The following is a 25,145-nucleotide window of genomic DNA, read 5'->3' as shown; positions in this document are numbered from 1 at the left end:
AGAAGAGTATATCACATTGATTGCATTTAAGCTTCTGTTTGTTTGTAGATCATCGTGGCAATCATCTCAAGGTGAGCGAATTCCTCAGTCGAAATATCGTTCAACACGCCAATAACTTTATCTGGAATCGTGTATCTTTGATTCATATAGCGTAGTGCAGCGGCGAGCTCGCCGTCTGCTCCTCCGTATTGCTCACTCAAATAACGCGCCATCCGGACATCACATTTACCCACCCGTACCGGATATTGCAGTTTTTTTTCGTATATCCACATTCGGGAACTTCCCTCCTCTAGAAAAATAGTTCCTTACGGTTATACTCCTCTTACACCTGCCAAGGCCAAGGGGGTTGATTCCATTCCCATGGACATTTAGAATAAGCGCGGCCAAAATTCTGCAGCGGACCATATAACTCCTGAAAATGATTCGCTAGCTTGGTTCGTTCCAGCGTAAGCTGATTAAATTGTTCAATACTTCTCAGATCGTCAGGATGCGTATTTAGATATAAGTTCAACTCCACTAAGGCAAAATCAAGGGTCTGCAACTGTTCAAGCAATTCATAATAACGTTGGTCGCAAGGATTTGCCTCCATAGTCTATTTTCCTCCTCCTTTGCACTTGGATTCATACGGACTAAATAGTGCTGGCCAGAGCGTTCCATACTTCAGAGCCTCCTGCAAACTAAACTGTGGCAAATCGGGTGGCTGAAAGGTGATAAATTGATTGGGTGGAACTACATACGTCTTGAACGGCACCGGTGGGCAAGGATCAAACGGGCCCCTAAAGGGGGTATACCTCCGCAGCTGTGATTCCATCTTTTTTGTACCTCCTTTGTTCCTGTTCCTTCTTTAAAGACTCTGAACATTACTCCCTTAGCTAACTTATGACAGCAGGACACAATATAAAACGTTATTTACAAAAAAAGCCCATTAGCAATTTTTTTGAGCAATGTGCACGACAAATAAGCTGTCTCCGGAAAAGTACCGGAAACAGCTTATAACTTGAGTCTTTTAGTATTCAGCTTAGGGGTTCGCTCTTTTGAACGAATCTTCGTGGGTAATCTCAAGGATATCCAACATAAATACAAAGATAGGAATACCAAGAATAAGTCCCCAGACACCTATATAATGCTCAGAGAACAACAACACGCTAAAGGTGAAGAACATCGGCAAATTCATTTTTGTGGACATCAGCTTAGGATTCAAGAAATAGCCTTCGATAAAATGCAACACCGCAATAATCGCCAGCACATAAGTAACTGTTATCAGACCGCCGATGTTGTAACCAATTATTAAAAGCGGAATGAGCGAAATCAAAAAACCAACCACCGGAATGAGACTGAGCAAAAAAATCAAAATCGCCAGGGCAAATAAATACGGGAAGTTAAGCAGCCACAAGCCAATAACAGTAAGACAGGTATTGAACATGGCAATGAGAATTTGCGCTTCTATTACTTTCCCAAAGGAAACGATGAATTTTCGGCTGAAATACTCCAGATCTATATAAAACCAGGCAATCCTGCTCTCTCTCATCCTAGAAGTGAAACTGACGACCCGGTTCTTCTCCAGAATAAACACAAAGCTTAAAATGGTTGATAGAACGAAAGTTGCACCCCAGTTGCTAACCTGCAGCACATAATCGATGCCTCTTTTGATATAGGACTGATAGTTAAGGTCCCTGAGCATATCATACAAATATAATGTAATCTTGTTCTGCGGAAGATCCTCTGACTTGAGATTGGTGAGGAAGATGGCTAATTGCTTAATCTGCTCCAATACTTTAGGAAGATATTTTACAAGGGCCAGTACAATCAATGCGATTAAAGCAAGGTATAAAATGACAATAATCACCTTACTGTTAACCTTCATGAATTTACCAATTCGTTTACTGAGCACAATCTGAAAGCTGTTCATGACAAAAGCAATCAGAAACGTCAGCAACACCAGATTAAGCATCCCACGAACCATGTACAGCAGCAACCCGATAAGTGCGAGAATAAAAAAGCGTCTGGTAGTCCTATTCGCGTAGAATCGCTTGAATACATTCATTGATCTTGCTCCATTCAATTGCGATTAATAATGTTAAACTTCAATGGCTATAAAAAGGAAAACTTAGCCCCCACAAAAAAGCCGATAGAAACAAAAAGGAGTGACCAGGTTAGCGCTCCTGCAGTCGTTATAAGTATATATTTTTTGAAAGACATAGCACTGATTCCAGAGATATAGCTCGATACATGCCTCAGACCTGGAATAAAATAAGCAATGAAAATCGCCCAGTTTCCGAACCGCAAAAACCATCTTTTCATACTCGCAAAACGCTTGGGTGTAAGGCCAACCCACTTGCCGAATTTTGCTACCACAGGTTGCCCTAGCCTTAGACCAATAGTATAGCTGATAAGCATTCCTGTGATGGATCCCATGAAACAAACCAATACAGAAAGTGAAAAATCCAAAACCATAACGGAGGATAAATAGCCTACAAACAGCATTAACACCTCATCAGGCACAGGAAGTCCGATAATCCCAAGTGCCATAAGGCCAAATATGGCTAAATATCCGTACTGTGAAATAAACTCTATAATCCAAGGCATGGGTGTATCACTTCCTGTTGAAGGATTTTTTAAGGGACGGAAATGGGATACGGCTGATCATCATTACGGACAGCAATGCCATTAATCCGATGACCAGTCCTGGTTTCATACGTTCATCTAGTAAAGAAATCATCGACAGAATGACTCCAGCAGCAGTAATCGGCATCCCCACGAACCCTTTGGAAGGCGCCGACAGATTAAATCTGGCCAAACGAAGTGCGCCACAGATCAAAAAGAAAACTGCAGCTGCAGGTCCAATCCAGTGGGCATCTTCTAACCTATACAACAAGATAAGGAAGGTAGGCGCTAAACCAAATGATATAATATCCGCCAATGAGTCCAATTGTTTACCGAATTCACTAGTACATTGCAATATTCTTGCCAGTAATCCATCCAGTACATCGCATATTGCCGCGAGCAAAATCATTAATAAAGCTAGGCTATATCGTTCTTGAATCGTAAAATACAAGGACAGTGATCCTAGTCCCAAGTTTCCTAGTGTGCACGTTGAAGGCAACCAGTTCAATTTCATACAATCTCACCCCTTTCATAGCAGTATTTCTGTTGATCCGATTTAACCTACAAAGGTCACAGTAAAGCTGACACCGTTCTCCGTATTTTTCACTGTATAAAGACAAGCGTGCATATCTAGTATTCGCTTCGCAATGGAAAGCCCCAGACCCGTACCGCCTGTCATTCGACTGCGGGATGGCTCCAACCGATAGAACCGCTCCCAGATCTGCTCCAGCTGATCTTCAGGGATTGATTCTCCTATATTTTGAATAGTGAATACAATAGTCTGGGCATGACTCTCAATATTGACGGTGATAGAACTTCTTTCTTCCGCATGCCTGATAGCATTGGTCATAAAATTTAGCATAACTTGTTCGATCCAGTTCACATCCGCATAGACCGGTAATTCATTTGCAGGAATAATGATGACTTCCAAATGTTTTTCACTCAGCAAGTGGACCAGCTTGTCCGTCACCTTTTCCGTCAGTTCACTTAACATAAAGGAAGTTTTCCGAAGTTTAATCGTGCCCGACTCCAACCGTGCTAGATCTAGCATATTTTTAACAAGAAACTCCATTTTATCGGCTTCCTCAATAATTACCTTAATGTAGTGATCCTGCCTGCCGGCGCTAACGCCATCTTCCAAGCCTTCAGCAAAACCTTTGATAATACTGAGTGGTGTCTTCAATTCATGGGAGGCGTTGGCAAAAAAGTCCTGCTGCATGATCTCCATTCTTTGTTTCTGCTCCATATCCTCAACTAGCTGCTGATTGGCCTCTCTTAACTCTCGTAAAGCAGAATCCAGACTTAGTGATAAGGTGAACATGCTGTTAGAAAGGCTGCCTAACTCATCCTTCTGCCGAATCGATGTGTCCCCTGTAAAATCCAGAGAAACCATACGTTTGGCTATTTTATTTAATTTAATTAGCGGACGCGTTACCATTTTCGAGAAAAAGAGAGAAAGCACCAGAATCAGGACAAAACCACCCATTCCCAGATATAAAAAGAACCAACGCAACGCATCGTTCGAATCCTTAACTTCCTGTAATGAAGTGACTGTGAATAGTAATTCAATTTCTCCGTTACTTTGCTTCAGGGGCAGAATAACCACAGAATTGCGACTCCCACTCCAGGGAGCAATCCAGTCTTGCTTCTGTATTTTCAAATTTTTGAAGTCTTCTGCCTGCGCCGGTGTCAAAGGAAACCATTCCTCTAGAGCCTCAAACAGTATTCCCTGGCGTGGATTCCATATTTTCAAATCAGGCAGTACAACTTCGGCAACAGTACCAGATGCATGAATCGTCCCAGTCTCTCCCGTCTCCCCTATTGTTCCGCCCCCTTTTTTTGTAATGCTTATGGGGTAGAGTATAACGGGTGAAGCACTGTCTTCGTCCAAAAGTTCGCCTTCCACGCTCAACTGATCATCTACTTTAATGTTTGCTGCTCTCAGTGAATCTCCGTACTGATTCATGAATAGGGATAAAGAAACAACCATACTCTTCCCGTCATCATCGATTAGCTTTATATGAAATGGATCTTCTGAATTCATCTTTCCATCCAGCTTCAAAATAACCATTTGTGTTTTATTCCGCAGCATAAACCGGACAAGCTCCTGAGAGGTTCGAGTGCTTCCCCATGGCTCACTTATATATCTTGCCGCAAAGCTCTTAAGGTGTTTCTCCACGCGGTGCTCTTTTTGCTTCTGATAGAAATTGTCAAACAACAGCAATTGGCTTAGAATCACCATGCCATAGAAGCAAAGGAAAAAGATAACGGTCATCACAAACAGTTTAAAAGTAATTCCCCGTCTTCTCATGCCTCTTCCTCGAACATGTATCCTGTGCCAATTACCGTACGAATAAAACGTGATTCATAACCCAATTTACTTCGCAGCTTTTTAATATGACTGTCCACAACTCTGGAATCTCCTTCAAATTCAATTCCCCAGATCCGACTGAGGATCGTATCCCTTGAAATGACAATCCCTTTATTTCGTATTAAAAGCCATAAAAGATCATATTCCTTAGGGGTAAGCTCCACTTCCGCATCTTCTACCTCCAACCGATGAGCTAAGGTATTAAACATCGCGGAACCAAATTTTATTATGCCAGATTCAGGCTGATGGGTGCCTTCAACCCGCTTCATGAGTGCATTTGCCCGGGCTACCAGCACCTTTGGACTAAATGGTTTTGTAACATAATCATCGGCTCCTAATTCAAATCCATAGATTTTGTCGTCATCTGTGGACTTGGCGGTTAACAAAATGATGGGTACCGCTGATTTCTCACGAACTTCACGGCACACTTCAAAGCCATTCATAGCAGGCATCATGATATCCAGAATCAGCAGATCCGGCAGCAGTGAATCAAACCAAACCAATGCATCTCTTCCATTATCCGCTTCAAGTACTTCCCAATCATTCTGTAAGAAATAATCAGATACCAGTTCACGAATACGAATTTCATCCTCAACGAGAAGAAGTTTCTTTTTCAATCTAGACCCCGCTTTCAAACAATTTATAAACATTAGCATAGACGAGCGTTATGTCCTTTATGTGTCCACAAAAAAACTCCCCCTGTCGTGAGCCATAAAGCTCTTACAGGAGGAGTTCATTATATCCCTGATCAACCGGAACAATACGTTACAATCTTTAATAGGTTATTCTTTATCCTCGTCCAATTTTGATGAGGTTTCTTCATCCTCAACACGGGGTTCCCGGTGGATATTAATTCTAGTGATACGCAATCTTGTTGATTCCTCGACTTCAAAAATAACATCTTCAACTTTGACACGTTTTCCTTTGGTTGGATTACCCTCCAGCTCCTTAAACAACCAGCCGCCGATGGAATCCACCTCATCATCTTCAATCACAACACCCGTAAGATCGTTGACATCCTCAATCAGCATCCGGCCCTCAACAGAGATATACTCCCCGTTATGTTCCACACTTGGACGCTCATCTTCGAACTCGTCATGCAGATCTCCTACGATTTCTTCCAGAATCTCTTCTGCTGTCAGCAAACCTGCTGTGCCGCCATATTCATCGACAACCAACGTTAGCTGCGCCTTATTCTTCTGCATAAAACGAAGAGTATGACTGATCTCCATCGATTCCGGAACGTTAAGGATAGGCCGAACCAGAGTTGTAAGATCATTCTGCTGCTCCGGTGGAGCAAACAACAGGTCGGTAATATGAATAAAACCGATAATACGGTCCTTATCTTCCAGAGCAACCGGATAACGTGAATGTCTCGTTTCGGTAATAATCTTCATATTTTCTTCTAACGAAAGATTGCTGTAAAGCACATCCATATCTGTACGAGGCAGCATGACTTCACGTGCAAGCAGATCTGAGAATTCAAAGATATTATCCATTAGTTTCATTTCATCTTTGTCAATGACGCCACTCTTGGCGCTCTGATTCATCAGAATACGTATTTCCTCTTCCGAGTGTGCTGCTTCACTTTCATTTGCAGGCTCCACACCGACTAACCGAAGTAACGCGTTGGCTGAAGCATTCAGCACCCAGATAAAAGGCATGAACACATTATAGAAGAACATCAGGGGTGCAGATAACAACAGTGCCGAACCTTCTGTTCTTTGAATCGCGAGCGATTTAGGAGCAAGCTCCCCAAGTACAATATGTAAAAATGTAATGATCGAAAATCCAATAATCACAGATACAGTAGAAATCAGGGTATGATCGGTGATCCCCATCTGGTACATTAAAGGTTCGACCAACAGCTCAGAAATCGCGGGCTCTCCAACCCAACCTAAGCCCAGCGATGCAAGTGTTATCCCAAACTGAGTGGCGGATAAATAGGAGTCCAGTCTCTTATTTACTTTCAGAGCATATCCAGCCATTTTATTACCTTCACTGACAAGTTGGGTCAGGCGGGACTGCCTGACCTTAACTAATGAAAATTCCGCTGCTACAAAAATACCGTTCAATAATACGAGCACCAGAACCAGCAAAAGATTAAGCAATAATCTCCCTACTTCAAATTCCGTATGCACCACTTAACAACGCCTCATTTCTACAGATTGATCGCTTTTCTAGTTTTGAAGTCAACTTCCGGATAATACATATCCGCCACTAACAGATTAGGTCCGCAGCAGCCTGCTGCATCGCAGTGGCAGTTCACCTTTTGGTTCAGCGGGTGTTTAGTCTGCCAATCGATAAATATATCATCCAGCTTTTGGTTCTCGATGTTGCCAAAGGCTGCGATATCAGCGAAATCTGTAACAAAAACATCGCCCGTAAACATGTTTACGTTCACTCGATTCCGGCCATCCGGATCATTGCGAAGGGTAACATTCTTCTCGGCGCGCATTCTGCTTATCAGCTTCTGGTCTTCTTCCAGGAAGCTGCAAGCAAAAAACGGAAGGGTCCCAAACAGCATCCAAATCTCCGGATCACGGGTATCCAGTAGTTCATGGATTGCCGTCCGCATTTCATTCAAGGACAACACTGGCAACGCCGAAGCAAAACTGGAGTCGTACATAGGATGTACCTCATGCCGTTTGGCGCCCATGTCGAGAATCAACTTATGAATTTCAGGCAGCTTAGTATGTGTACGGTAATTAATCATAGTTTCCGCAGAAATTAGCATACCATCCTCACTTAGCCGTCGAGAATTCTCAATCATTGCATTATATAACCGATATGCACTTTCCTTTGAAACAGCATGCCCGCTGTTGGCAAAACCAACTTCATGAAAATCGTCTCCGTTCACATAATTAAAAGAAATATGCATAACGTCCAAATACGGAAGCAGCTTTTCATATCGAGCATACGGCATCGTCAGATTAGAATTAATTTGCGATCTAATCCCCCGCTCTTTGGCATACTTTAAGAGCGGCACTATGATATTATCCACCGTTCCGGCCAAAAACATAGGCTCTCCGCCGGTAATACTAATAGTCTCCAGATGCTCTACTTCATCTAAACGGTCCAACATATTTTTAAGCGGCAGCATATCCCCTTCTCTAGAGGTTAAACTATCACCTACCGCACAGTGTTCACACCGCATATTACATAAATTGGTTACTGTAAATTCCACACTCGTTAGCACATGGCGTCCATGCTTGCGTAAAGAAGTAATGGGATCCCATGGATCGTAGCTTGGCGACAGCTCCTTCGGTGAAGATGTTAATGGTCTTATAACATTCATTTGTACTAGCTCCTTTAAATCTTATTCCTATTATTAACCCATAATCATGAAGATTGAACGGTGTCTTATCCTATATCATACCACGTTAGTCAGAAAAACTGCACTTCGGATGTCTTTCGGACTGTCCTCACAAGCTTTCTCACTGTAAAAAATAATAGCAGCGAGACGAAGAAGAGGCTTCCGCGAGTTATGCGGACAAGCCTATTCTTCTCTCTTCGCTGCTATTATAAATATTTTGGCGTTCCCACAGAATCGCCTTGATCTGCGACGTCAACGATAACAACGGAGAGGGCTTTTCCTAGATCCCTTTCGAACGGTACGACTTTCTCTCCTTCAGGCCCTGTAAGCACACGTACGATCGGTCTGTGAGGCGTACTTGGATCTATTTTGACAACAACTCCACTTTCACCCGTACTGAGCTTCACCGTAAGACCAAGTGGATAGATAGCCACACGATCTCTAAATAACTCTAGCTGCTTCTGCTCATACAATGTACCGGAACCTACATAAAGCGCCTCAACGGCTTGATGTGGCAGCATAGCCTTTTTGTAGACCCGGTTGGAGGTCATGGCATCGTAGGAATCAGCCACGCCCAACCATTTGGCATATTCATGAATTTGAGGTCCTTTTAATCCCCGCGGATATCCGGATCCGTCAATGCGTTCATGATGCTGAAGCGCACAATGAGCCGCGAGCAGCGGGATATTCGGTTCTTCCTTGAGAATCTGATACCCGATCTCGGTGTGTGCCTGCATATGCCGAAATTCATCTTCACTGAGCTTGCCGGGTTTTTGAATGATTTTTATCGGGACTTGGGTCTTGCCAATATCATGCAGCAGCGCACCCAGACCAATCACTCGAAGCTCCTCTTTGCTGTACCCATGCGCAATGCCAAGCACCAAAGTGTACAAGCAGACGTTCAGGGAATGGACGTACAAGTAGTTATCAGCAGTGTGCATATCAAGCAGCATGATCATCGGATCTTCTTGTAAAGACAAATCATCCAGGATGCTATCCATGATTTTTGAGAATTTTTTATCCAGATGGTAGAATCCCTTACTTATTCCTGAAGCGCCTGTCATTTGCTGAAACTGATTACGAATCACCTTCAGTGCCTGATTGCGTGTCTCATCTTGAAGCATACCTATAATCTCAACATCGTCCGTGACAGAGTCCTCTATGTAAATATAACCGATGTCAATTCTTGCAAGCCTCTTGATCAACGCATCAGTAAGCTCCACCCCATCCGCGAGGAGAGTTAGACCTTCATCATTATATATTTTTTTACCTAATTTCATGCCTGCTTGAAGCTGATTCACGGATACTAAACGCACTTAGCTCACTCCTGCCTTTAACGGTAAAATGCTATTCTGTTTTGAAATCCTTGGGTCACACGCTTTGTCTATACCGTTTATGTAGAGATCAGACAGGTGCACCATGAAGAACATCGGGTGTGTCTAGGTCTTTGCCTATGGGCATTAACGCATAATAAACAACCAGAATATAGCAGCAAGAATAAATCTGTAGATCGCGAAATGCGTCAATCTAATCTTTTGAATCAATTTCATAAACAAAATGACCACTACATAAGCCACTACAAAAGAAATCAGAAATCCAATTACAAAATAGCCAATCGTCTCACTAGTGAAGTTCTTATAAGAATCCAACAGTTCATATCCGGAAGCCGCACACATAATAGGAATGGCTATAAGGAAGGAGAAATCCGCAGAAGCTTTATAACTAACTCCACTTAACATCCCTCCGGAGATCGTAGATCCCGAACGGGAAAATCCTGGCCAAAGCACTGAAATAATCTGATACATCCCGATAGCCAGCGCCTGTCCGTAGGAAAGATCGTCTAGCTCATGCGCTGTAACTCTAATTTTGCGTCTATTTACCCATTCTGCGATAATCATTAGAATCCCTCCGGCGACAAGCGCCCAAAGAACAGTCGTGGCCCCAAAGAGACTTTTTATAAAATCGCGGGCAAAAAATGCCACAGCTAGTGCTGGGGCAATCCCAAGTATTACATGGATTAAGTTCAAACGAGACGCCGGCATCACACCGCCTCTTCCTGAGTTCTTACGCCCAATGCCCAGCAAATTAAGCACACGCTCGCGGTAAACAAGCGCAATCGCCAATATTGCCCCTAGCTGAATAACGATTTCATAAGTCTTCATAATCGAATCCTGCTCATCAAAGCCCAGAAGCTTCGAGGTCAAAATCATGTGTCCTGTAGAAGAAACAGGAATAAATTCAGTGATCCCTTCGACAATTGCTAAAATAATAGCTGTAATCGTGTCCATAATTTCCTCCTATTTTTTTGGGAATCTAGCACTGTCTAAATGGAATCAAAAAGTAAATCTTGTAAGCTGCAGGTTTACTCAGACTTGATCTGCCAGCGAGTGAGCATGCATTCATCAAGACTGTCCGGGCGCTGCAATTCCATCCCAAGCAGGTCGCGTAAAAAATGAGGCAGCAAAAATAAAGGATCCTTCCCATTGGCGATCGTCTCATAGCCTGCACGGAAAGTAAACATGTCCAGCGTACCAACATTATACTCTTTATCATCCTCCAGCGGATTTCCTTCGACAAAAACTGCAATATTGTTATCATACGGTATCTGCTGCGGATCGTACAAGATTTTTATCCCATCTACTGCTAAGCTGCCCAGATAATTCCCGCGAAAGCCATAACCAAAAATCACCTTATTATAAAATTCTTCCGTAAGACTCTGCTCCAAAGCTATGCGAATATCTAGGCCTTTCAGCTTGATTACGCAGGTATTAATGGGAGAAGGACATAGGGCGTGCAGCATTCCCGTTGTAACCTCCCCTTCAGGTAAAGGTCCTAGAAGCTGACCTGTGTTAACTATCGACAAACTGGCGCCTGTAAATCTACGTACAGCTTGGGCTAAAAGATTGCCAAAAGGGGATTCTCCCTGCAAATTCAAAGGAAGCTCACGATCTGTGATCGCAACGGTCTGCTGAAGAGCCTCACGACCACGCTCCAAATGAATAGTAGCGGCAGGACCTACAACCTCTTCCTTCAGTTCTGGGTCAATCGGAATACATTCACCTGCCACCAGACTGAATCCAGTTTGTCCCTCTCTCCGCTCAAATTGAAGCCGCCCGAGGTAACGCCCGAATTTCCCCGCTCCACATACAGCTGTTCCGTTAATCATGAGCGGCTCTTCCAGCATATGATGCGTATGTCCACCAAGAATAGCATGCACACCTTCCAGCCGCTCTGCCAGAATTCGATCTGCGGGAAGCCCCAAATGAGAAAGGATGATTAGAATATCCACCTGGGGAGCTAAAAGAAGGCATTGTTCCCGAAGGGTTGTCTCGGGATCCAGGGCATCCCAGCCCAGCAAGGAATAGAACGAACTAAATGCCGCTGTCGCTCCAGTTATTCCTATTCTGATTCCATCCTTCTCCAAGATGGCATGACGCTTCATCCAGTGGGGAGGTTCCCCTGTTGCAGTCTCCACAAAATTACAGCATACCACTGGGCACTGTAACCCGGAGAAAATAGAGGATAACATCTCCTGTGAGAATGTTAACCCCTCATTATTACCGATGGTTACAGCATCATATCCTGTTAAGTTAAGTACATCGATGTTAGCCTGACCCATAGTTCCTTCTGTCTCGACGGCTGCACGATCCATATGATCGCCAATATCCAGCAACAGCACAGGCTCTTCCCCCGCTGCAGCTCTTTGTCTCCCGATTTCTGCTGCCAATGGACTCACCATTTCGAAATGGCTATGTATATCATTGGTATGAAGTATGGTCAGTCTTTGCGGCACATGCCCCATTAGCAACATTCCTCCTACCTGTTGAGCCGCTCTTAAATGAAGCAGCCGATGCATGATCTTATAGAGCCTAGCATAACATTTTCAGGCTCATTATGGTATATTGTAGACATTACAACATATTTCAGAGGTGAATAAGTATGCATATCACAATCCGTCTGTTCGCGGGTTTGGCTGAGATTATCGGCTCATCTTCTCTGACCTTTCATGCGACAGAGAATCCCTTAACCGCTGGGAAGTTAAAAGAACTCCTTTCAACCTCTTATCCGGATGCAGCATCCCTAATTGGAACTTCTTTGGTCGCCATTGACCGGGAATATGCACCTGATGAAGCCCTCATCACCGAGTCTGCCGAAGTTGCATTAATCCCTCCCGTTTCCGGTGGAGAGAATGGTTCTTTATATGAAAGCACTTCTGACGGCCTCTATAGCATAACGGATCTGCCTTTAAATGCTGAGAAGCTTCTGGATGCCGTCCTCGACGCCAATCATGGAGCATCCCTATTATTTGTAGGAACTACACGCGAAATGACCGGAGAACTACGTACAACAGCATTAGACTATGAAGCCTATATTCCTATGGCCTTAAGCAAGCTGAAAGAAATTGGTGACGAGGTGCAGAATCGCTGGAATGCACGCTGCGCGATTTCCCACCGCATTGGGCTTGTAGGCCTGAAGGAAGCAAGCGTTATCATTGCCGTCTCTACCCCTCATCGCGATACCTGTTACGAGGCTAGTCGTCTGGCCATTGAACTGCTGAAACAGACCGTCCCTATCTGGAAAAAAGACATCAATGAATCAGGCCAGCACTGGGTAGGCTCTGAACAAAAGGCTGCCGATTCCCTCCACAATTAATCTTCACTCCTTTTTCATTGAAAAATCTGCACTTTGTTGATATTCTGGATAAAATCGGATAAAAGGTGGCATAGGCATTGAGAGTACACGTCTCGGATCTAAAACCTGGTAATCACCTCAACTCAGACGCTTATAGTTCAAGAGGTCTGCATGTATTACCAAAGGGATCGCTGCTCCAGATAGATGATATCGCCAAGCTGATGCAGCATGGAGTTGATTATGTTGATATCCAGACGTTAGTGGAAGAACCTGCCCCATTAAGCAGACCTTCAATTATTCAGACGGTGACCACTAGTTTTGATACCATGATTGACGGCTTTGAGAATCTTTATATGGAAGCACTATTAAAAGGAAGCTTTAACCAATCCGTGGTTAACGACATTCTTCAGCCTTCGCTTCAATCGTTGGACAAGCAAAAGGATGTAGTCTCCCTGCTGCTTCTGCTCGATCGCGAAGATAATTATACCTACAATCACTCTTTGCAGGTAGGTATGCTCTCTTATTATATTGCAATCTGGCTTGGGTATTCCAAACAAGAATGCTATGAGATTGGACGAGCTGGATATTTAATTGATATTGGAAAATGTAGAATCTCACCTGCACTATTAAATAAGCCTGGGAAATTAACCGCGGAAGAATTCGAAGAAGTTAAACTACATACTAAGTACGGCTACGAAATTATCCGTAATTCTATGGATGACTCACATACAGCCTTGGCAGCCTTGCAGCATCATGAACGTGAGGACGGCTCTGGCTATCCTAATAAGCTAACCAAATCCGATATTCATCCTTATGCGCAAATTGCTGCTGTAGCTGACATCTATAGTGCGATGACTTCTAAACGCGTCTATCAGTCCAAGCAAGAGCTTATTTCTGTCCTACGTGAACTAAATGACCTCAGCTTTGGTAAGCTGAACGGCAGAACGGTTCAAGCCTTTATACAGCATTTAATGCCTAACTTTATCGGCAAGCGAGTATTACTGAACACGGGGGATACAGGTGTGATTATCATGAACAATCCAGTTGATATTTTCCGTCCGCTGGTAAAGATCGATGGATTATTTGTCGATCTAGCCCGCGAACGTAACGTTACGATTGTGGAAATCTACATGGACTAGGGCGTTTCTTGAGGTCCTGCGTTGTTTAGCAAAAGGTTCAGAGCTGCTGTTTGTACACTAAATCCCCCGGTTTGACTACGGGGGATTTTTTAGTTGTACTTTGTGCAACAAAATTCATGTCTACCGAGCCGATTTCTGATTTTGTTGTACTTTGTACAACTAGAATCCACATCTAACGAGCTGAATTGTGATTTAGTTGTACTTTGTGCAACTAAATCCACGTCTAGCGAACCGATTTCTGATTTAGTTGTACTTTGTGCAACTAAATCCACGTCTAGCGAGCCGATTTCTGATTTAGTTGTACTTTGTGCAACTAGAATTAAGGAAAATGCCCTTAATAAGCACATTTCTCGAAAATAGCTGCACAAAGTGCAATTAACAGTATTTTTATAACGAGAATGGCGGTTACTATTGTACAAACTGCAACTAAACGATTCGTTTCCTGATTACTCCTAAACTTCCCTCGATTTTCACCTCTACTTGTTTCCTTCTGACTTCGAAGATAGTTCCTCCTACCCTCAACATAGTAAGGCCCCTCAATTTAATTATCTGACGTAACGTTTGAATTTCTCTTCTCATGGCGAAACTAATATGTGGTTTTAAATTGCTGTAGGAGGAAAAAAGCATGCTTCCTGTCCATGAACGCCTTGCCGAGTTGTTCATCCTGAGCCGTAGACGGCAGCTTACTGCTGCTGAGGAAACGGAACAACAGCAGTGCCTGCAAATAAACGCTACCTACTGCTATGAGTTGGCCCGATTGCAAAATGAAATCCAATTAGCGGAACAGACAGCTGATCTACAATGGCATCAAGATATTTGTGCACAAATGTTTGAGCTGCGTGTGACGGGCAGGGTATCCAAACGTCCTAAGTAACTGAATAGAAATCTAACCCTGCTGTATTATGTTCTGCTGTTCTGCTGTTCTTGCATTCTTCCGTTCTTCCGTTCTTCCGTTCTGCCGTTCTGCCGTTCTTCCATTCTGCCGTTCTGCCGTTCCCCTGTTCTGCTGTTCTGCTGTTCTGCTGTTCTGCTGTTCTGCTGTTCTGCTGTTCTGCTGTTCTGCTGTTCTGCTGTTCTGCTGTTCTGCTGTTCTGCTGTTCTTCCATTCTGCCGTTCTTCCTTTGCCTTGTCCCGTAATACCTATATGCCATACTCCACTCTACTCTGGTCTGCCTGTTCTAACCCCGGACCCATTAATCTCTACATTCTATATCCCTATAAAAAACAGCCCACACCGCAGTTGCCTAAGCAACGGGAATGAGCTGTTGTTGTGTTCTGTTCTGTTCTGTTCTGTTCTGTTCTGTTCTGTTCTGTTCTGTTCTGTTCTGTTCTGTTCTGTTCTGTTGTGTTCTGTACTGTTCTGTTCTGTTCTGTACTGTCGGTCTATAAGAAGCGGAATTGCGCTTCGATCAGACCGTTGTATACCCCATCACGGGATGTCAACTCATGATGGTTTCCTTCTTCTTTAATCTCTCCGTGATCGAGGACGACTATTTTATCCGCATGGCGGATGGTAGAAAGTCTGTGCGCTACGATAAAGGAGGTTCGGCCTTGAAGCAGGATTTTGAGTGCCTCCTGGATCTTCAGCTCTGTCTCCGTATCAATGCTGGCAGTTGCCTCATCCAGGATTAGAATACGCGGATTTGCCAAGAGCGCCCGGGCGAAGGAGAGAAGCTGACGTTGTCCCATCGACAACGCGCTGCCGCGCTCTTCCACCTCTGTCTCATACCCACCGGGCAGCTTCATGATGAAGTCGTGGGCATCCACGGCTTTTGCAGCATTTTCCACTTCTTCATCTGTAGCCTCCAGACGGCCAAAACGGATATTATCCCGAATCGTTCCCGAGAAAATAAAGGTATCTTGCAGCACGATTCCGATCTGCCTTCGCAGGCTGTCTAACGTAACCCCGCGGATATCTTCACCGTCTATCGTGATTCGGCCGCTTTTGATATCATAAAACCGGCCAATCAGGTTAATGATCGTACTTTTACCAGAACCTGTATGACCTACGAGCGCGATCGACTGTCCTGCTTTTACATCCAGATCAATACCTTTTAATGCAGCCCGGCCTTTTTCATATTCAAAAATGACCTTCTCAAAGTTAATATCCCCACGAATCGTTCCCATTGGCTTAGCACCAGGATTATCTTGAACCGCAGGTTGCTCATCCAAATATTCAAAGATCCGTTCCGAGGAAGCCATTGCCACAAGCAGCTGATTGTACATCTGCCCAAGGCGATTAATCGGGTCCCAGAAGTTGCTGACATAAGAACTGAATGCTACCAGCATACCTACTGTGAGTTCTCCAGATTGGATCAGATAAGCCCCCAGCCAAAAGAGGATCATTGTCCCAAAACCACCTGTGACCTCAATAATCGGACCGAACGCCTGGTTCATCGCAGAGGCTTTGTTCCAGGATTTTTTGCTGTCGGTATTCATAACATCGAAATAATTCATATTTTCTTGTTCTTGGGTGTAGGCTTGTGTGACTCTGATTCCCTGAATCGATTCATTTAAATGAGAATTAATTCTGGAGTTCTTCATCCGCACATCCTGCCAAGCGATCCGAATCTTTTGGCGCAGCTTAGTTGAAACAAAGAACATAATCGGAACCGTAACCATTACTGCAAGACCTAGCTTCCAGTTGATCACTAGCAGAATAATGGTAATCCCCATAAGCTGCACGCAGTCAATCATCAGATTGACAACCCCGTTTGTGAACAAATCCTGCAAAGAGTTGATATCATTGGTTACCCGCACTAATACCGAACCTGCCGGACGTTTATCAAAGAAGTTAAAGGAGAGCTTCTGAATATGCTTGAACAAATCTGAGCGCAAATCATAAATCACTCTTTGGCCTATGATGTTCGTGTATTTAATCCGGTATACTCCCGCAATCCATTGAATCAGATATAAGACGATTACCCCTGCTGTAAGCGAATATAGCAGAGATAAGCTGGGATTCCCCACCTTTGGTGCAATCGCACGGTCAATAGCTAAACTTGTTAGGAACGGGACGGTCAACTTCGTGATAGTTCCCAGAATCATCATGATGGACACCAATGGAAGCATCTGCTTTGCATAAGGCTTCATGTACCCGAACAGTCTGGTAAATTGCTTCCAGTCAAAAGCCTTATCGATGACATCATCATCTTTATATACAAAACGTTCATCCAGCTCTTGCTGCTCGGCTGCTTTATTTTTTGCTCCCGTAGCGGTCATTGGTTTGGCTTCAAGTTTCATATGCCTCACTCCTCCCCTCTTCCGGTCGCTCTGGCCAGATAATCAGCATACTGTATCCGGTATACATCCTGATAAGGACCCGGCACTTCAATTAGCTCTTTATGGGTACCACGCTGCTGTACATGACCTTCGTTCATGACGATAATCTGATCCGCATGGCGCAAGGAGGAGATCCGATGGGCAATAATAAGTGTAGTGCGCCCCTTCATGACCTCTTGGAATCCGGCTTGAATCTCGTGCTCCGTCTCCATATCGACAGCGCTGGTCGCATCATCGAGGATAAGAATCCGCGGATTCTTAAGCAGGGCTCTAGCGATGGCAATCCGTTGCTTTTGTCCACCGGAAAGACCCATTCCGCGCTCACCCACCACAGTGTCATAACCATCTTCCATCTCCATGATGAAATCATGGGCTTTGGCAAGTTGTGCAGCTCGGATAATTTCTTCCATGCTTACATTTTTCAACCCATAGGAGATGTTGTTGCGAATTGAGGAGGAGAACAGGAAGGTCTCCTGAAAGACCGTCGCGATCTGTGAACGCAAGCTGCGAACATTGTATTCTCTGATGTCCATCCCATCCAGTGTGATGCTGCCTTCATTAACGTCATAAGCACGCATCATCAGCTGTGTAATGGTCGATTTACCAGAGCCCGTTCCTCCAAGGAACCCTATAACCGCACCAGATTTAGCCTCAAAATCAATGTCTGTAACCGCAGGCATTTTGTTTCCATAAGCAAATGTGACGTGATTAAACGCTACATCTCCCTTAACCTCAGAAGGTACCAGTTCACGGGCGTTCTCTTTATCCTTCACATCAATATTCTGATTAAGTACTTCCAATACACGTTCTCCCGATGCTTTGGACTGTGTATAGTTATTAATATGGAATCCAAGACCCCAAATCGGTCCAATGATGTACCAAATTAAGCTGAAAAAAGCAACCAGTTCGCCCAGTGACATTTTCCCCTTAATAACTAACGTTCCGCCTACTCCAAGCAGAATAGCTGCACTGATCGATGCTAAAAACTCCATCGCTGGAAAAAACTTACTCCAGAGCTCAGCAGCAAAAATCTGGTTATTCTTATAACGTTCGTTACGGTGCGAGAATTTCTCTACTTCATGAGCCTCTCTCGCAAACGATTTGACGGTGCGCACACCCGTGATATTCTCCTGTACAGCCGTAGTCAGAGAACTGAGCGCAAGGCGCATCTCTTGAAAGGCCGGGTGAATCTTAGACTCAAATTTTAGCGCAATAAACGCCAGGATTGGCATCGTAATCAAAGTTACTAGAGTAAGCTGCCAATTGAGTGAGAACATCATAATCGAACCAAAAATGACCATAAAAAAGACATTAAGCAACTGAGCAAAACCGAAACCGATAAAGTTACGAATCGCTTCCAAATCTCCGGTTAGTCGGGACATCAAATCCCCAGTTTTCGCGGTATCATAATAACGGAAAGATAGGAATTGCAGCTTCTCATAACAAGCATTACGCAGCCGGTATGCAAGAAAGTTACCTAGCCGTCCTCCAAAAAAACCATGTGCAAACTGCAGGCATGCTTTTACTATTACTACAGCTAACACGCTCAATGCGAGCACTGGCACCTCTGTAAACTTAAGTGGCACAATAACATCATCGATCAGCTTTCTTAACAAATTGGGGGTAATCAGCCCCACTGCAGTTGCAGCGGCCAAACATATAATCGAAAGAATCAGAAAATGCAGCTTCTCTCGATAATAACCGCGCAGTTGCCTGAGAACATCCATATCTCTCCTCCTTAAGGCTTACCTAGTAAGCGTTTTTTTGTATAAAGCAAATGTTACATCGTAAGCTAGCTTTTTTTAGCGCTTACAATTTAGTGACTTTATGCAGTGTATCATCCATAATTTAATGCGGCAAAGGGGAGAATTGCGCGTTTTTGCGGTTATTTCGGAAAAAAGCAGCATTTACATGATATAAAGGACCCTCGTTATCTTAAAATGCTCGTGTTTCCTCCTTAATCCTGATGAATGAAGAATCTACATGAATATTGTAATCATCGTGTAATATTAGGAGGACCTTTATTCGGTTTTTTGCATAATTATTGGAATTTATTCCGGGTTTCGAAGAGTTCACTTTTTCGCCGTCTTAAATTTGCCTCAGATGTAAAACTTTTACCACAATTTACCGTAATATAGTAATACAACACTTTTTACTTATATTATGGAGGGGAACTATATTGAAAAAGCAGCTTATTTTATATTGTATTATCGCCATTATCCTTCTCTCAGGGTGTAGCAATACAAATAACAATAACCCTACGGACGCAAACACAGCGATCAACGAATCTAAAAACTTGTTTAATTTCGGGGAAATTTCCTCAAAAGCAGATACAGCAGCACCCTCACCTGAAAAAACGCTAAGAGAAATAAGCAATTTTGTTATTGCCGACATTTGGAATGTAGGGTTTGTAGATGTTATCTCATACACTAGAAGTGGTACAAGCAGTACAGGAGCGAGCATGGACATAGACTTTACGGTCGAACAGCTTGGCAAAGCCATGGAAGAGAAAAAAGAATACGATACATATATGAACAAGTTAGATACTAAGTATGATTCTATTAAGAAAATATGGGCCAAGCTTTCACCAGAAATTGATCTTTTATATAAGCAGATCCAGGAGACACCTCCAAAAGCAAACGATGACAGCTTAACACTTGATGCAGGTAAATTTAATCAATATTCAGAGGCCTTTAATAAAGAAGTGAATGATCTGGCAAAACAGTAGCCTTTACTATATAAAAAACCCCGCCAATGATTTGGTGCCATTCTATTCTTTCTCTCATAAAATATAAAATCAACAATGAGAGGTTAGGTGAATAGGATGAGTATACAGTTTCTTGATATGCGGATTTCACAGGGCAGCACTATGGATGCACAAAGTCTTAATTTGGTTCGTTCAGGTGCAGTTTTCGGTGACATTGGACTTCAGACAGTAAATGTTACCCCTGCCAATGCAGGCTTAGTGAGAGTCACATTGAATGCTTTTGCCAGACTTAGTGTTGATGTCAGCATTATAGTTCAGAATGATGTTACTTTTAGTATTTACCGCAATAATGTATTAATTTTCAGTACAACCTACCCCGGAAACATTAATAATACAACGACCCAATATGAAATGGTTGGAATCACCGCTGTCGACTATCCGCCTTCGACCGATGTGCTTACTGGCCAGATCCAATACACCATTGTAGCATCAGCGATTAGAACGGCATCTCTGGGAGCCAGATCCTTCAGTGGAATTGCCGTTGCCGGAAATGGATAATTGAAAATATTAAAGGTAAGTCCCCGGAGCATTCGGGGATTTTTTCAATTGTGCCCATAAAAAAAGCATCCGTAGAAAAATATCTACGGATGCTTTGAAGAAATATAACCGTTAGGAGGACGGGCCTCCATTCATAAGCGCTCTTATTAACCGATTGAACCTTCCATCTCGAACTTGATCAGACGGTTCATTTCGACCGCATATTCCATCGGCAGTTCTTTTGTGAACGGCTCGATGAAGCCCATGATGATCATTTGAGTCGCTTCTGCTTCTGTGAGGCCACGGCTCATCAGGTAGAACAGTTGCTCCTCAGAAACTTTAGACACGGTTGCTTCATGTTCAAGAACGATGTTATCGTTCATGATTTCATTGTAAGGAATAGTATCCGAAGTGGACTCATTATCCAAAATCAGCGTATCACATTTAATGTTCGATTTCGCACCTTCTGCTTGACGGCCGAAGGAAGCTAGACCACGGTAAGTTACTTTACCGCCATGTTTACTGATGGATTTCGATACAATGGTGGATGTTGTATCTGGAGCCAAATGGATCATCTTGGCACCCGCATCCTGATGCTGGTCTTTACCTGCTACCGCGATGGATAGTACTGAACCTTTAGCACCACGTCCTTTAAGAACAACCGCAGGATATTTCATGGTCAGCTTGGAACCGATGTTACCATCGACCCATTCCATGGTAGCATTCTCTTCTGCAACCGCACGTTTCGTAACGAGGTTGTAGATGTTTGGAGCCCAGTTCTGGATTGTGGTATAACGAACGCGGGCGTTCTTCATACACAAGATTTCAACAACCGCACTGTGCAGAGAGTTCGTGCTATAGATTGGAGCAGTACATCCTTCTACGTAGTGCACGAAGCTGTCTTCATCAGCAAGGATCAAAGTACGTTCGAATTGTCCCATGTTCTCAGAGTTAATACGGAAGTAAGCCTGCAAAGGAACTTCACATTTCACACCTTTAGGAACATAGATGAAGCTGCCGCCTGACCAAACTGCACTGTTAAGTGCGGCAAACTTATTATCGGTTGGAGGGATGATCGTCCCGAAATATTTTTTCAGAAGCTCTGGGTGCTCACGCAATGCAGTGTCGGTATCTGTAAAAATAACCCCTTGATCTTCAAGGCTCTTCTGCATGCTGTGATAGACTACCTCAGATTCATATTGTGCCGATACGCCGGCGAGGAACTTCTGTTCCGCTTCCGGAATTCCCAGCTTATCAAAGGTTTCTTTGATTTCGGAAGGAACTTCTTCCCAAGTCTTCCCTTGCTTCTCTGAAGGTCTTACATAGTATTGAATATCCTCGAAGTCCAAATCATCCATATTGCCGCCCCATGTAGGCATTGGCATTTTACGGAACTGCTCCAAAGATTTCAAGCGGAAGTCAAGCATCCACTGTGGTTCATTTTTGATTGCTGAAATTTCTTTAACAATTTCGGCCGTCAAACCTTTACCAGACTGGAATATCGACTTATGCTCATCACGGAACCCGTACTGGTATTCTTCCATATCAGGCGCTTTCTTAGCCATGGTGTCAGCCTCCTTGTTCTACTGTTATTTATGTTGCTCTTCTTCGTCAATTCCTTTACGAAGTGCGTTCCAAGCCAGTGTTGCGCATTTGATCCGCGCAGGGAATTTATTCACACCCGAAAGGGCTTCAATGTCTTCGTAATCTCCAAAATCCACGTCTTCACCCTTCATCAGTAAGGAGAAGTTATCAGCCAGTTCAAGTGCACGTTCAACCGTTTGTCCTTTGATCGCCTCAGTCATCATCGAAGCAGACGACATACTGATCGAACAGCCTTCACCATTATAACGGGCATCCTTTACGATTCCATCCTCTACCTTAAGCTGAAGAGTAATCCGGTCACCACAGGTTGGGTTATTCAGTTCAATTTTTAGAGCATCATCTTCAAATGAACCGCGATTTCGAGGACTTTTATAATGATCCATAATTACGCGTCTGTATAAGTCATCCAAGTTCATAGCCGAAGTACTCCTTTGTCTTGATTAAAGCGTCCACCAGTCGATCTACATCCTGCTCGTTATTATATAGATAAAAGCTTGCACGTGCTGTAGAGCTGGCTTCCAGCCAGCGCATCAGCGGCTGACAGCAGTGATGTCCAGCGCGGATGGCAATCCCTTCCGCATCTAGCACTGTAGCGACATCATGCGGGTGAACGTCACCCAGATTAAAGGTGACAACGCCGACTTCTCGATTTCGAGGACCATAAATGTTCAAACCCTCGATCTCTGACAGACGTTGCTCTGCATACGCTGCAAGAGCTTTCTCATGGCGGTGTATCTCATCCAAACCGATTTCTTGTAAGAAATCAATGGCTGCACCTAGACCAACAGCACCAGCTATGATCGGCGTACCGCCTTCAAACTTCCAAGGCAGTTCTTTCCATGTGGATTCATAAAGACCCACATCATCGATCATCTCGCCACCGAATTCGACGGGCTCCATGGCTTCGAGAAGTGCTCTCTTGCCATACAAAGCGCCAATTCCGGTGGGTGCGAGCATTTTATGACCAGATAGTGCATAGAAATCACAATCCAGATCCTGCACATCGACCTTCATATGTGGTGTGCTTTGTGCACCATCTACGACAATTACTGCACCATGACGATGAGCAATAGCCGCAAGCTCTTTAATAGGATGAGTTACTCCCATAACGTTGGATACATAAGCGATAGCAACGATCTTGGTTTTATCCGTAATCGTCTGCTCGGCAGCTTCCAACGTAACCGTTCCATCAGGTTGCAACGGTATATATTTTAATGTAGCACCTGTCTTCTTAGCGAGCTGCTGCCATGGAATCAGATTACTATGATGCTCCATTAAGGTGATGACGATTTCGTCGCCTTCACCCACAGCAGAGGGTCCATAAGAAGAGGCCACAATATTTAATGCTGTAGTTGTTCCGCGTGTAAAGATAATTTCTTTAGTGCTGCGGGCGTTAATAAACTTAGCTAGCTTCTCCCGGGCTCCCTCGTAGGCATCGGTTGCTCGGCTGCCTAAAGTATGGACGCCACGGTGTACGTTGGCGTTATCCCACTCATAATACGACTTGACCGCCTCAATCACTTTCCGAGGCTTCTGTGAAGTAGCAGCACTGTCCAGATAGACTAGTGGATGTCCGTTCACATTTTGATTCAGTATGGGAAATTGCTCCCGGATGGCGTTGCTAATCATTGCACTAACTTCCTTTCCACAAGAGATTGGAGCTGATTGCGCAGTCCCTCCAGTGGAATTTGTGACACAACAGGAGCCAAGAAGCCGTAGATGATCAGAGTCTCTGCATCATGCCGTGTAATTCCGCGGGACATTAGGTAAAAGACTTGCTCGTGATTGACCTGTCCTACGGAAGCGGCATGGCCGGCTGTAACATCATCTTCATCAATAAGCAGGATCGGATTGGCGTCACCACGGGCTTTTGGACTCAGCATCAATACTTTTTCCGTTTGCTGGCCATCCGCTCTAGTAGCACCTTTCTCAATCTTGGTGATTCCGTTGATGATAGAAGTAGCAGAATCACGCATAACTGCACGAGTGATCATATCACTTGGTGTGCTTTTGCCAAAATGCTGAGCTTGAGTGGTGTAATTCAGTTTCTGTGATCCCGTACCTACTGCAATTACTTTAGCGTCGGAGCTAGAACCGTTGCCTTTAAGCACAGACTTGGTATCACTCGCAGTATCTCCGTAGTTCATCTCACCAACGATCCATTCGATGACTCCGTCATTCTCAACAACAGCCCGGCGATAAGTTACATCTGTAGTATCTACACCAAGCTGATGCACTGTAGCATAACGAACTTTAGCGCCAGCGCCCACGAATACCTCTACCGCACCATTGTGTAGTCCAGCTTCTTCTTTATCCGATACGTAGTTGTCTACATAGGTTACGGAACTGTTAGTATCAGCTACGACCAGAATGTGTGGAACAAAAGTAGCTTCCGCATCATCCGTTAACAGCACTGCTTGAAGCGGAGTTTCAATAACAACATTCTTAGGAACATAGAGGAATACTCCACCATTCCACAATGCAGCATGAAGCGCTGCGATAGAATGCTCGTCTGGCTGAATGGCTTTATGCAGGTAACGTTGAACCAAATCTCCGTGTTCTTTAACAGCTGTCTGTAGATCTGTAAAAATAACACCCTGTTCTGCAAGCTCAGGAGCGATACGTGTATATACTGCACCAGAGTTGCGTTGAATAATCAGGCTGCCTTCCTCCTGATCCTTGATCAAGGAAGAAATAGATGCAGGTGCATCACTTAGCGAAGCAAAAGGTTCACTTGCTTTATAGCTACCATAATTATTGACATTCCAACGATCAATCCGTGTCTTCTCTAATTTAGGCAGTGTCAGAGTAGCTGCCAATTCTAGTGCCTTCAAGCGGCTTTCTTTCAGCCAACCCGGTTCGCCGCTGCTGTGCGATAATTCGCTCAAGCGTTCGGCATCCACCGGAAGAATGGTCTGTGTCGTCATAGTGGTCTCCTCCTTCCTGGCGTTT

The 25,145-nt window shown here is 44.0% G+C and carries 24 protein-coding genes and 1 pseudogene; 5 read left to right on the top strand and 20 right to left on the bottom strand.

What is annotated here, in order from left to right; translation table 11 throughout:
• Positions 1-32: 32 nt before the first annotated feature.
• From NSQ50_RS08680 to NSQ50_RS08620, 13 genes and pseudogenes are all read right to left on the bottom strand, one after another.
• Positions 33-272 (bottom strand): annotated as a pseudogene (locus tag NSQ50_RS08680) (manganese catalase family protein); the annotation flags it as partial.
• A 50-nt stretch (positions 273-322) separates the two neighbouring features.
• Entirely contained in the window at positions 323-589 is a 267-nt protein-coding gene (locus NSQ50_RS08675; protein ID WP_036684069.1) for a spore coat protein CotJB, read from the bottom strand.
• Positions 590-592: 3 nt separating this feature from the next.
• A complete protein-coding gene (locus tag NSQ50_RS08670) occupies positions 593-811 on the bottom strand; it encodes a spore coat associated protein CotJA (protein WP_036684070.1) in 219 nt (72 codons plus the stop codon).
• 207 nt (positions 812-1,018) lie between these two features.
• Complete coding sequence (locus NSQ50_RS08665; protein ID WP_076224092.1) at positions 1,019-2,044, bottom strand: AI-2E family transporter; 1,026 nt, start codon at positions 2,042-2,044, stop codon at positions 1,019-1,021.
• A 47-nt stretch (positions 2,045-2,091) separates the two neighbouring features.
• Positions 2,092-2,586: a DedA family protein gene (locus NSQ50_RS08660; protein ID WP_076100017.1), complete on the bottom strand. Its 495-nt coding sequence runs from the start codon at positions 2,584-2,586 to the stop codon at positions 2,092-2,094.
• Between the two features lie 7 nt (positions 2,587-2,593).
• Positions 2,594-3,118 carry a CDP-diacylglycerol--serine O-phosphatidyltransferase gene (gene pssA / locus NSQ50_RS08655; RefSeq protein WP_036684073.1) on the bottom strand — a complete coding sequence of 175 codons (525 nt, stop codon included), beginning with the start codon at positions 3,116-3,118 and terminating at the stop codon, positions 2,594-2,596.
• A 42-nt stretch (positions 3,119-3,160) separates the two neighbouring features.
• Positions 3,161-4,915 (bottom strand): sensor histidine kinase, encoded by a 1,755-nt coding sequence (locus NSQ50_RS08650; protein WP_076224094.1) that lies wholly within the window; start codon positions 4,913-4,915, stop codon positions 3,161-3,163.
• A complete protein-coding gene (locus NSQ50_RS08645) occupies positions 4,912-5,592 on the bottom strand; it encodes a response regulator transcription factor (RefSeq protein WP_076100020.1) in 681 nt (226 codons plus the stop codon). Before NSQ50_RS08645 ends, NSQ50_RS08650 begins: the two co-directional genes overlap by 4 nt.
• Positions 5,593-5,757: 165 nt before the next feature.
• Complete coding sequence (locus NSQ50_RS08640) at positions 5,758-7,116, bottom strand: hemolysin family protein (RefSeq protein ID WP_036684171.1); 1,359 nt, start codon at positions 7,114-7,116, stop codon at positions 5,758-5,760.
• A gap of 20 nt (positions 7,117-7,136) precedes the next feature.
• A complete protein-coding gene (gene yfkAB, locus NSQ50_RS08635; protein WP_076179731.1) occupies positions 7,137-8,273 on the bottom strand; it encodes a radical SAM/CxCxxxxC motif protein YfkAB in 1,137 nt (378 codons plus the stop codon).
• A gap of 224 nt (positions 8,274-8,497) precedes the next feature.
• Positions 8,498-9,607, bottom strand: coding sequence for an HD-GYP domain-containing protein (locus NSQ50_RS08630; protein WP_076100022.1), 1,110 nt, complete (start codon positions 9,605-9,607; stop codon positions 8,498-8,500).
• A gap of 144 nt (positions 9,608-9,751) precedes the next feature.
• The gene (locus NSQ50_RS08625; RefSeq protein WP_036684081.1) at positions 9,752-10,579 is read right to left on the bottom strand and encodes an undecaprenyl-diphosphate phosphatase; all 828 of its coding nucleotides are present in this window, start codon (positions 10,577-10,579) and stop codon (positions 9,752-9,754) included.
• A gap of 74 nt (positions 10,580-10,653) precedes the next feature.
• Positions 10,654-12,093, bottom strand: coding sequence for a bifunctional metallophosphatase/5'-nucleotidase (locus NSQ50_RS08620; RefSeq protein ID WP_076144378.1), 1,440 nt, complete (start codon positions 12,091-12,093; stop codon positions 10,654-10,656).
• 137 nt (positions 12,094-12,230) lie between these two features.
• Here NSQ50_RS08620 and NSQ50_RS08615 point away from each other — a divergent pair, with 137 nt between their 5' ends.
• The 3 genes from NSQ50_RS08615 to NSQ50_RS08605 all read left to right on the top strand — a co-directional run bounded on the left by NSQ50_RS08615 (position 12,231) and on the right by NSQ50_RS08605 (position 14,936).
• The gene (locus NSQ50_RS08615) at positions 12,231-12,944 is read left to right on the top strand and encodes a molybdenum cofactor biosynthesis protein (protein ID WP_036684088.1); all 714 of its coding nucleotides are present in this window, start codon (positions 12,231-12,233) and stop codon (positions 12,942-12,944) included.
• Positions 12,945-13,021: 77 nt separating this feature from the next.
• A complete protein-coding gene (locus tag NSQ50_RS08610) occupies positions 13,022-14,062 on the top strand; it encodes an HD-GYP domain-containing protein (protein WP_036684091.1) in 1,041 nt (346 codons plus the stop codon).
• A gap of 625 nt (positions 14,063-14,687) precedes the next feature.
• Positions 14,688-14,936, top strand: a complete 249-nt coding sequence (locus tag NSQ50_RS08605) for a DUF7667 family protein (RefSeq protein WP_076179733.1) — start codon at positions 14,688-14,690, stop codon at positions 14,934-14,936.
• Here the strand turns inward: NSQ50_RS08605 and NSQ50_RS08600 are convergent.
• The 3 genes from NSQ50_RS08600 to NSQ50_RS08590 form a co-directional block, all read right to left on the bottom strand.
• Positions 14,929-15,168 (bottom strand): hypothetical protein, encoded by a 240-nt coding sequence (locus NSQ50_RS08600; RefSeq protein WP_340939681.1) that lies wholly within the window; start codon positions 15,166-15,168, stop codon positions 14,929-14,931. The two genes, NSQ50_RS08605 and NSQ50_RS08600, sit on opposite strands and share 8 nt — an antisense overlap.
• A gap of 277 nt (positions 15,169-15,445) precedes the next feature.
• Positions 15,446-17,284, bottom strand: coding sequence for an ABC transporter ATP-binding protein (locus NSQ50_RS08595; RefSeq protein WP_036684176.1), 1,839 nt, complete (start codon positions 17,282-17,284; stop codon positions 15,446-15,448).
• Between the two features lie 26 nt (positions 17,285-17,310).
• Positions 17,311-19,071 (bottom strand): ABC transporter ATP-binding protein, encoded by a 1,761-nt coding sequence (locus NSQ50_RS08590; RefSeq protein ID WP_036684103.1) that lies wholly within the window; start codon positions 19,069-19,071, stop codon positions 17,311-17,313.
• Positions 19,072-19,523: 452 nt separating this feature from the next.
• On the opposite strand from NSQ50_RS08590, the gene NSQ50_RS08585 reads away from it, so the two are divergent.
• Both NSQ50_RS08585 and NSQ50_RS08580 read left to right on the top strand, forming a co-directional pair.
• Positions 19,524-20,072 carry a hypothetical protein gene (locus NSQ50_RS08585; protein WP_249267783.1) on the top strand — a complete coding sequence of 183 codons (549 nt, stop codon included), beginning with the start codon at positions 19,524-19,526 and terminating at the stop codon, positions 20,070-20,072.
• Between the two features lie 96 nt (positions 20,073-20,168).
• A complete protein-coding gene (locus NSQ50_RS08580; RefSeq protein WP_036684106.1) occupies positions 20,169-20,609 on the top strand; it encodes a hypothetical protein in 441 nt (146 codons plus the stop codon).
• A 146-nt stretch (positions 20,610-20,755) separates the two neighbouring features.
• On the opposite strand, the gene sufB is transcribed toward NSQ50_RS08580, so the two are convergent.
• The 4 genes from sufB to sufD are packed head-to-tail and all read right to left on the bottom strand — an operon-like array spanning position 20,756 to position 25,120.
• The gene (sufB, locus tag NSQ50_RS08575) at positions 20,756-22,153 is read right to left on the bottom strand and encodes a Fe-S cluster assembly protein SufB (protein ID WP_036684335.1); all 1,398 of its coding nucleotides are present in this window, start codon (positions 22,151-22,153) and stop codon (positions 20,756-20,758) included.
• 24 nt (positions 22,154-22,177) lie between these two features.
• Positions 22,178-22,609 (bottom strand): Fe-S cluster assembly sulfur transfer protein SufU, encoded by a 432-nt coding sequence (sufU, locus tag NSQ50_RS08570; RefSeq protein WP_036684339.1) that lies wholly within the window; start codon positions 22,607-22,609, stop codon positions 22,178-22,180.
• Positions 22,596-23,822 (bottom strand): cysteine desulfurase, encoded by a 1,227-nt coding sequence (locus NSQ50_RS08565; protein WP_076224099.1) that lies wholly within the window; start codon positions 23,820-23,822, stop codon positions 22,596-22,598. Before NSQ50_RS08565 ends, sufU begins: the two co-directional genes overlap by 14 nt.
• Entirely contained in the window at positions 23,819-25,120 is a 1,302-nt protein-coding gene (gene sufD, locus NSQ50_RS08560) for a Fe-S cluster assembly protein SufD (protein ID WP_036684344.1), read from the bottom strand. The genes NSQ50_RS08565 and sufD overlap by 4 nt, the downstream gene beginning before the upstream one ends.
• Positions 25,121-25,145 lie beyond the last annotated feature (25 nt).

Source organism: Paenibacillus sp. FSL R10-2788 (assembly GCF_038003885.1).
Classification (GTDB): Bacteria; Bacillota; Bacilli; order Paenibacillales; family Paenibacillaceae; genus Paenibacillus_AQ; species Paenibacillus_AQ odorifer.
The sequence above is the reverse complement of the archived record's forward strand: the minus strand, read 5'-3'. Positions and strand labels throughout refer to the sequence as shown.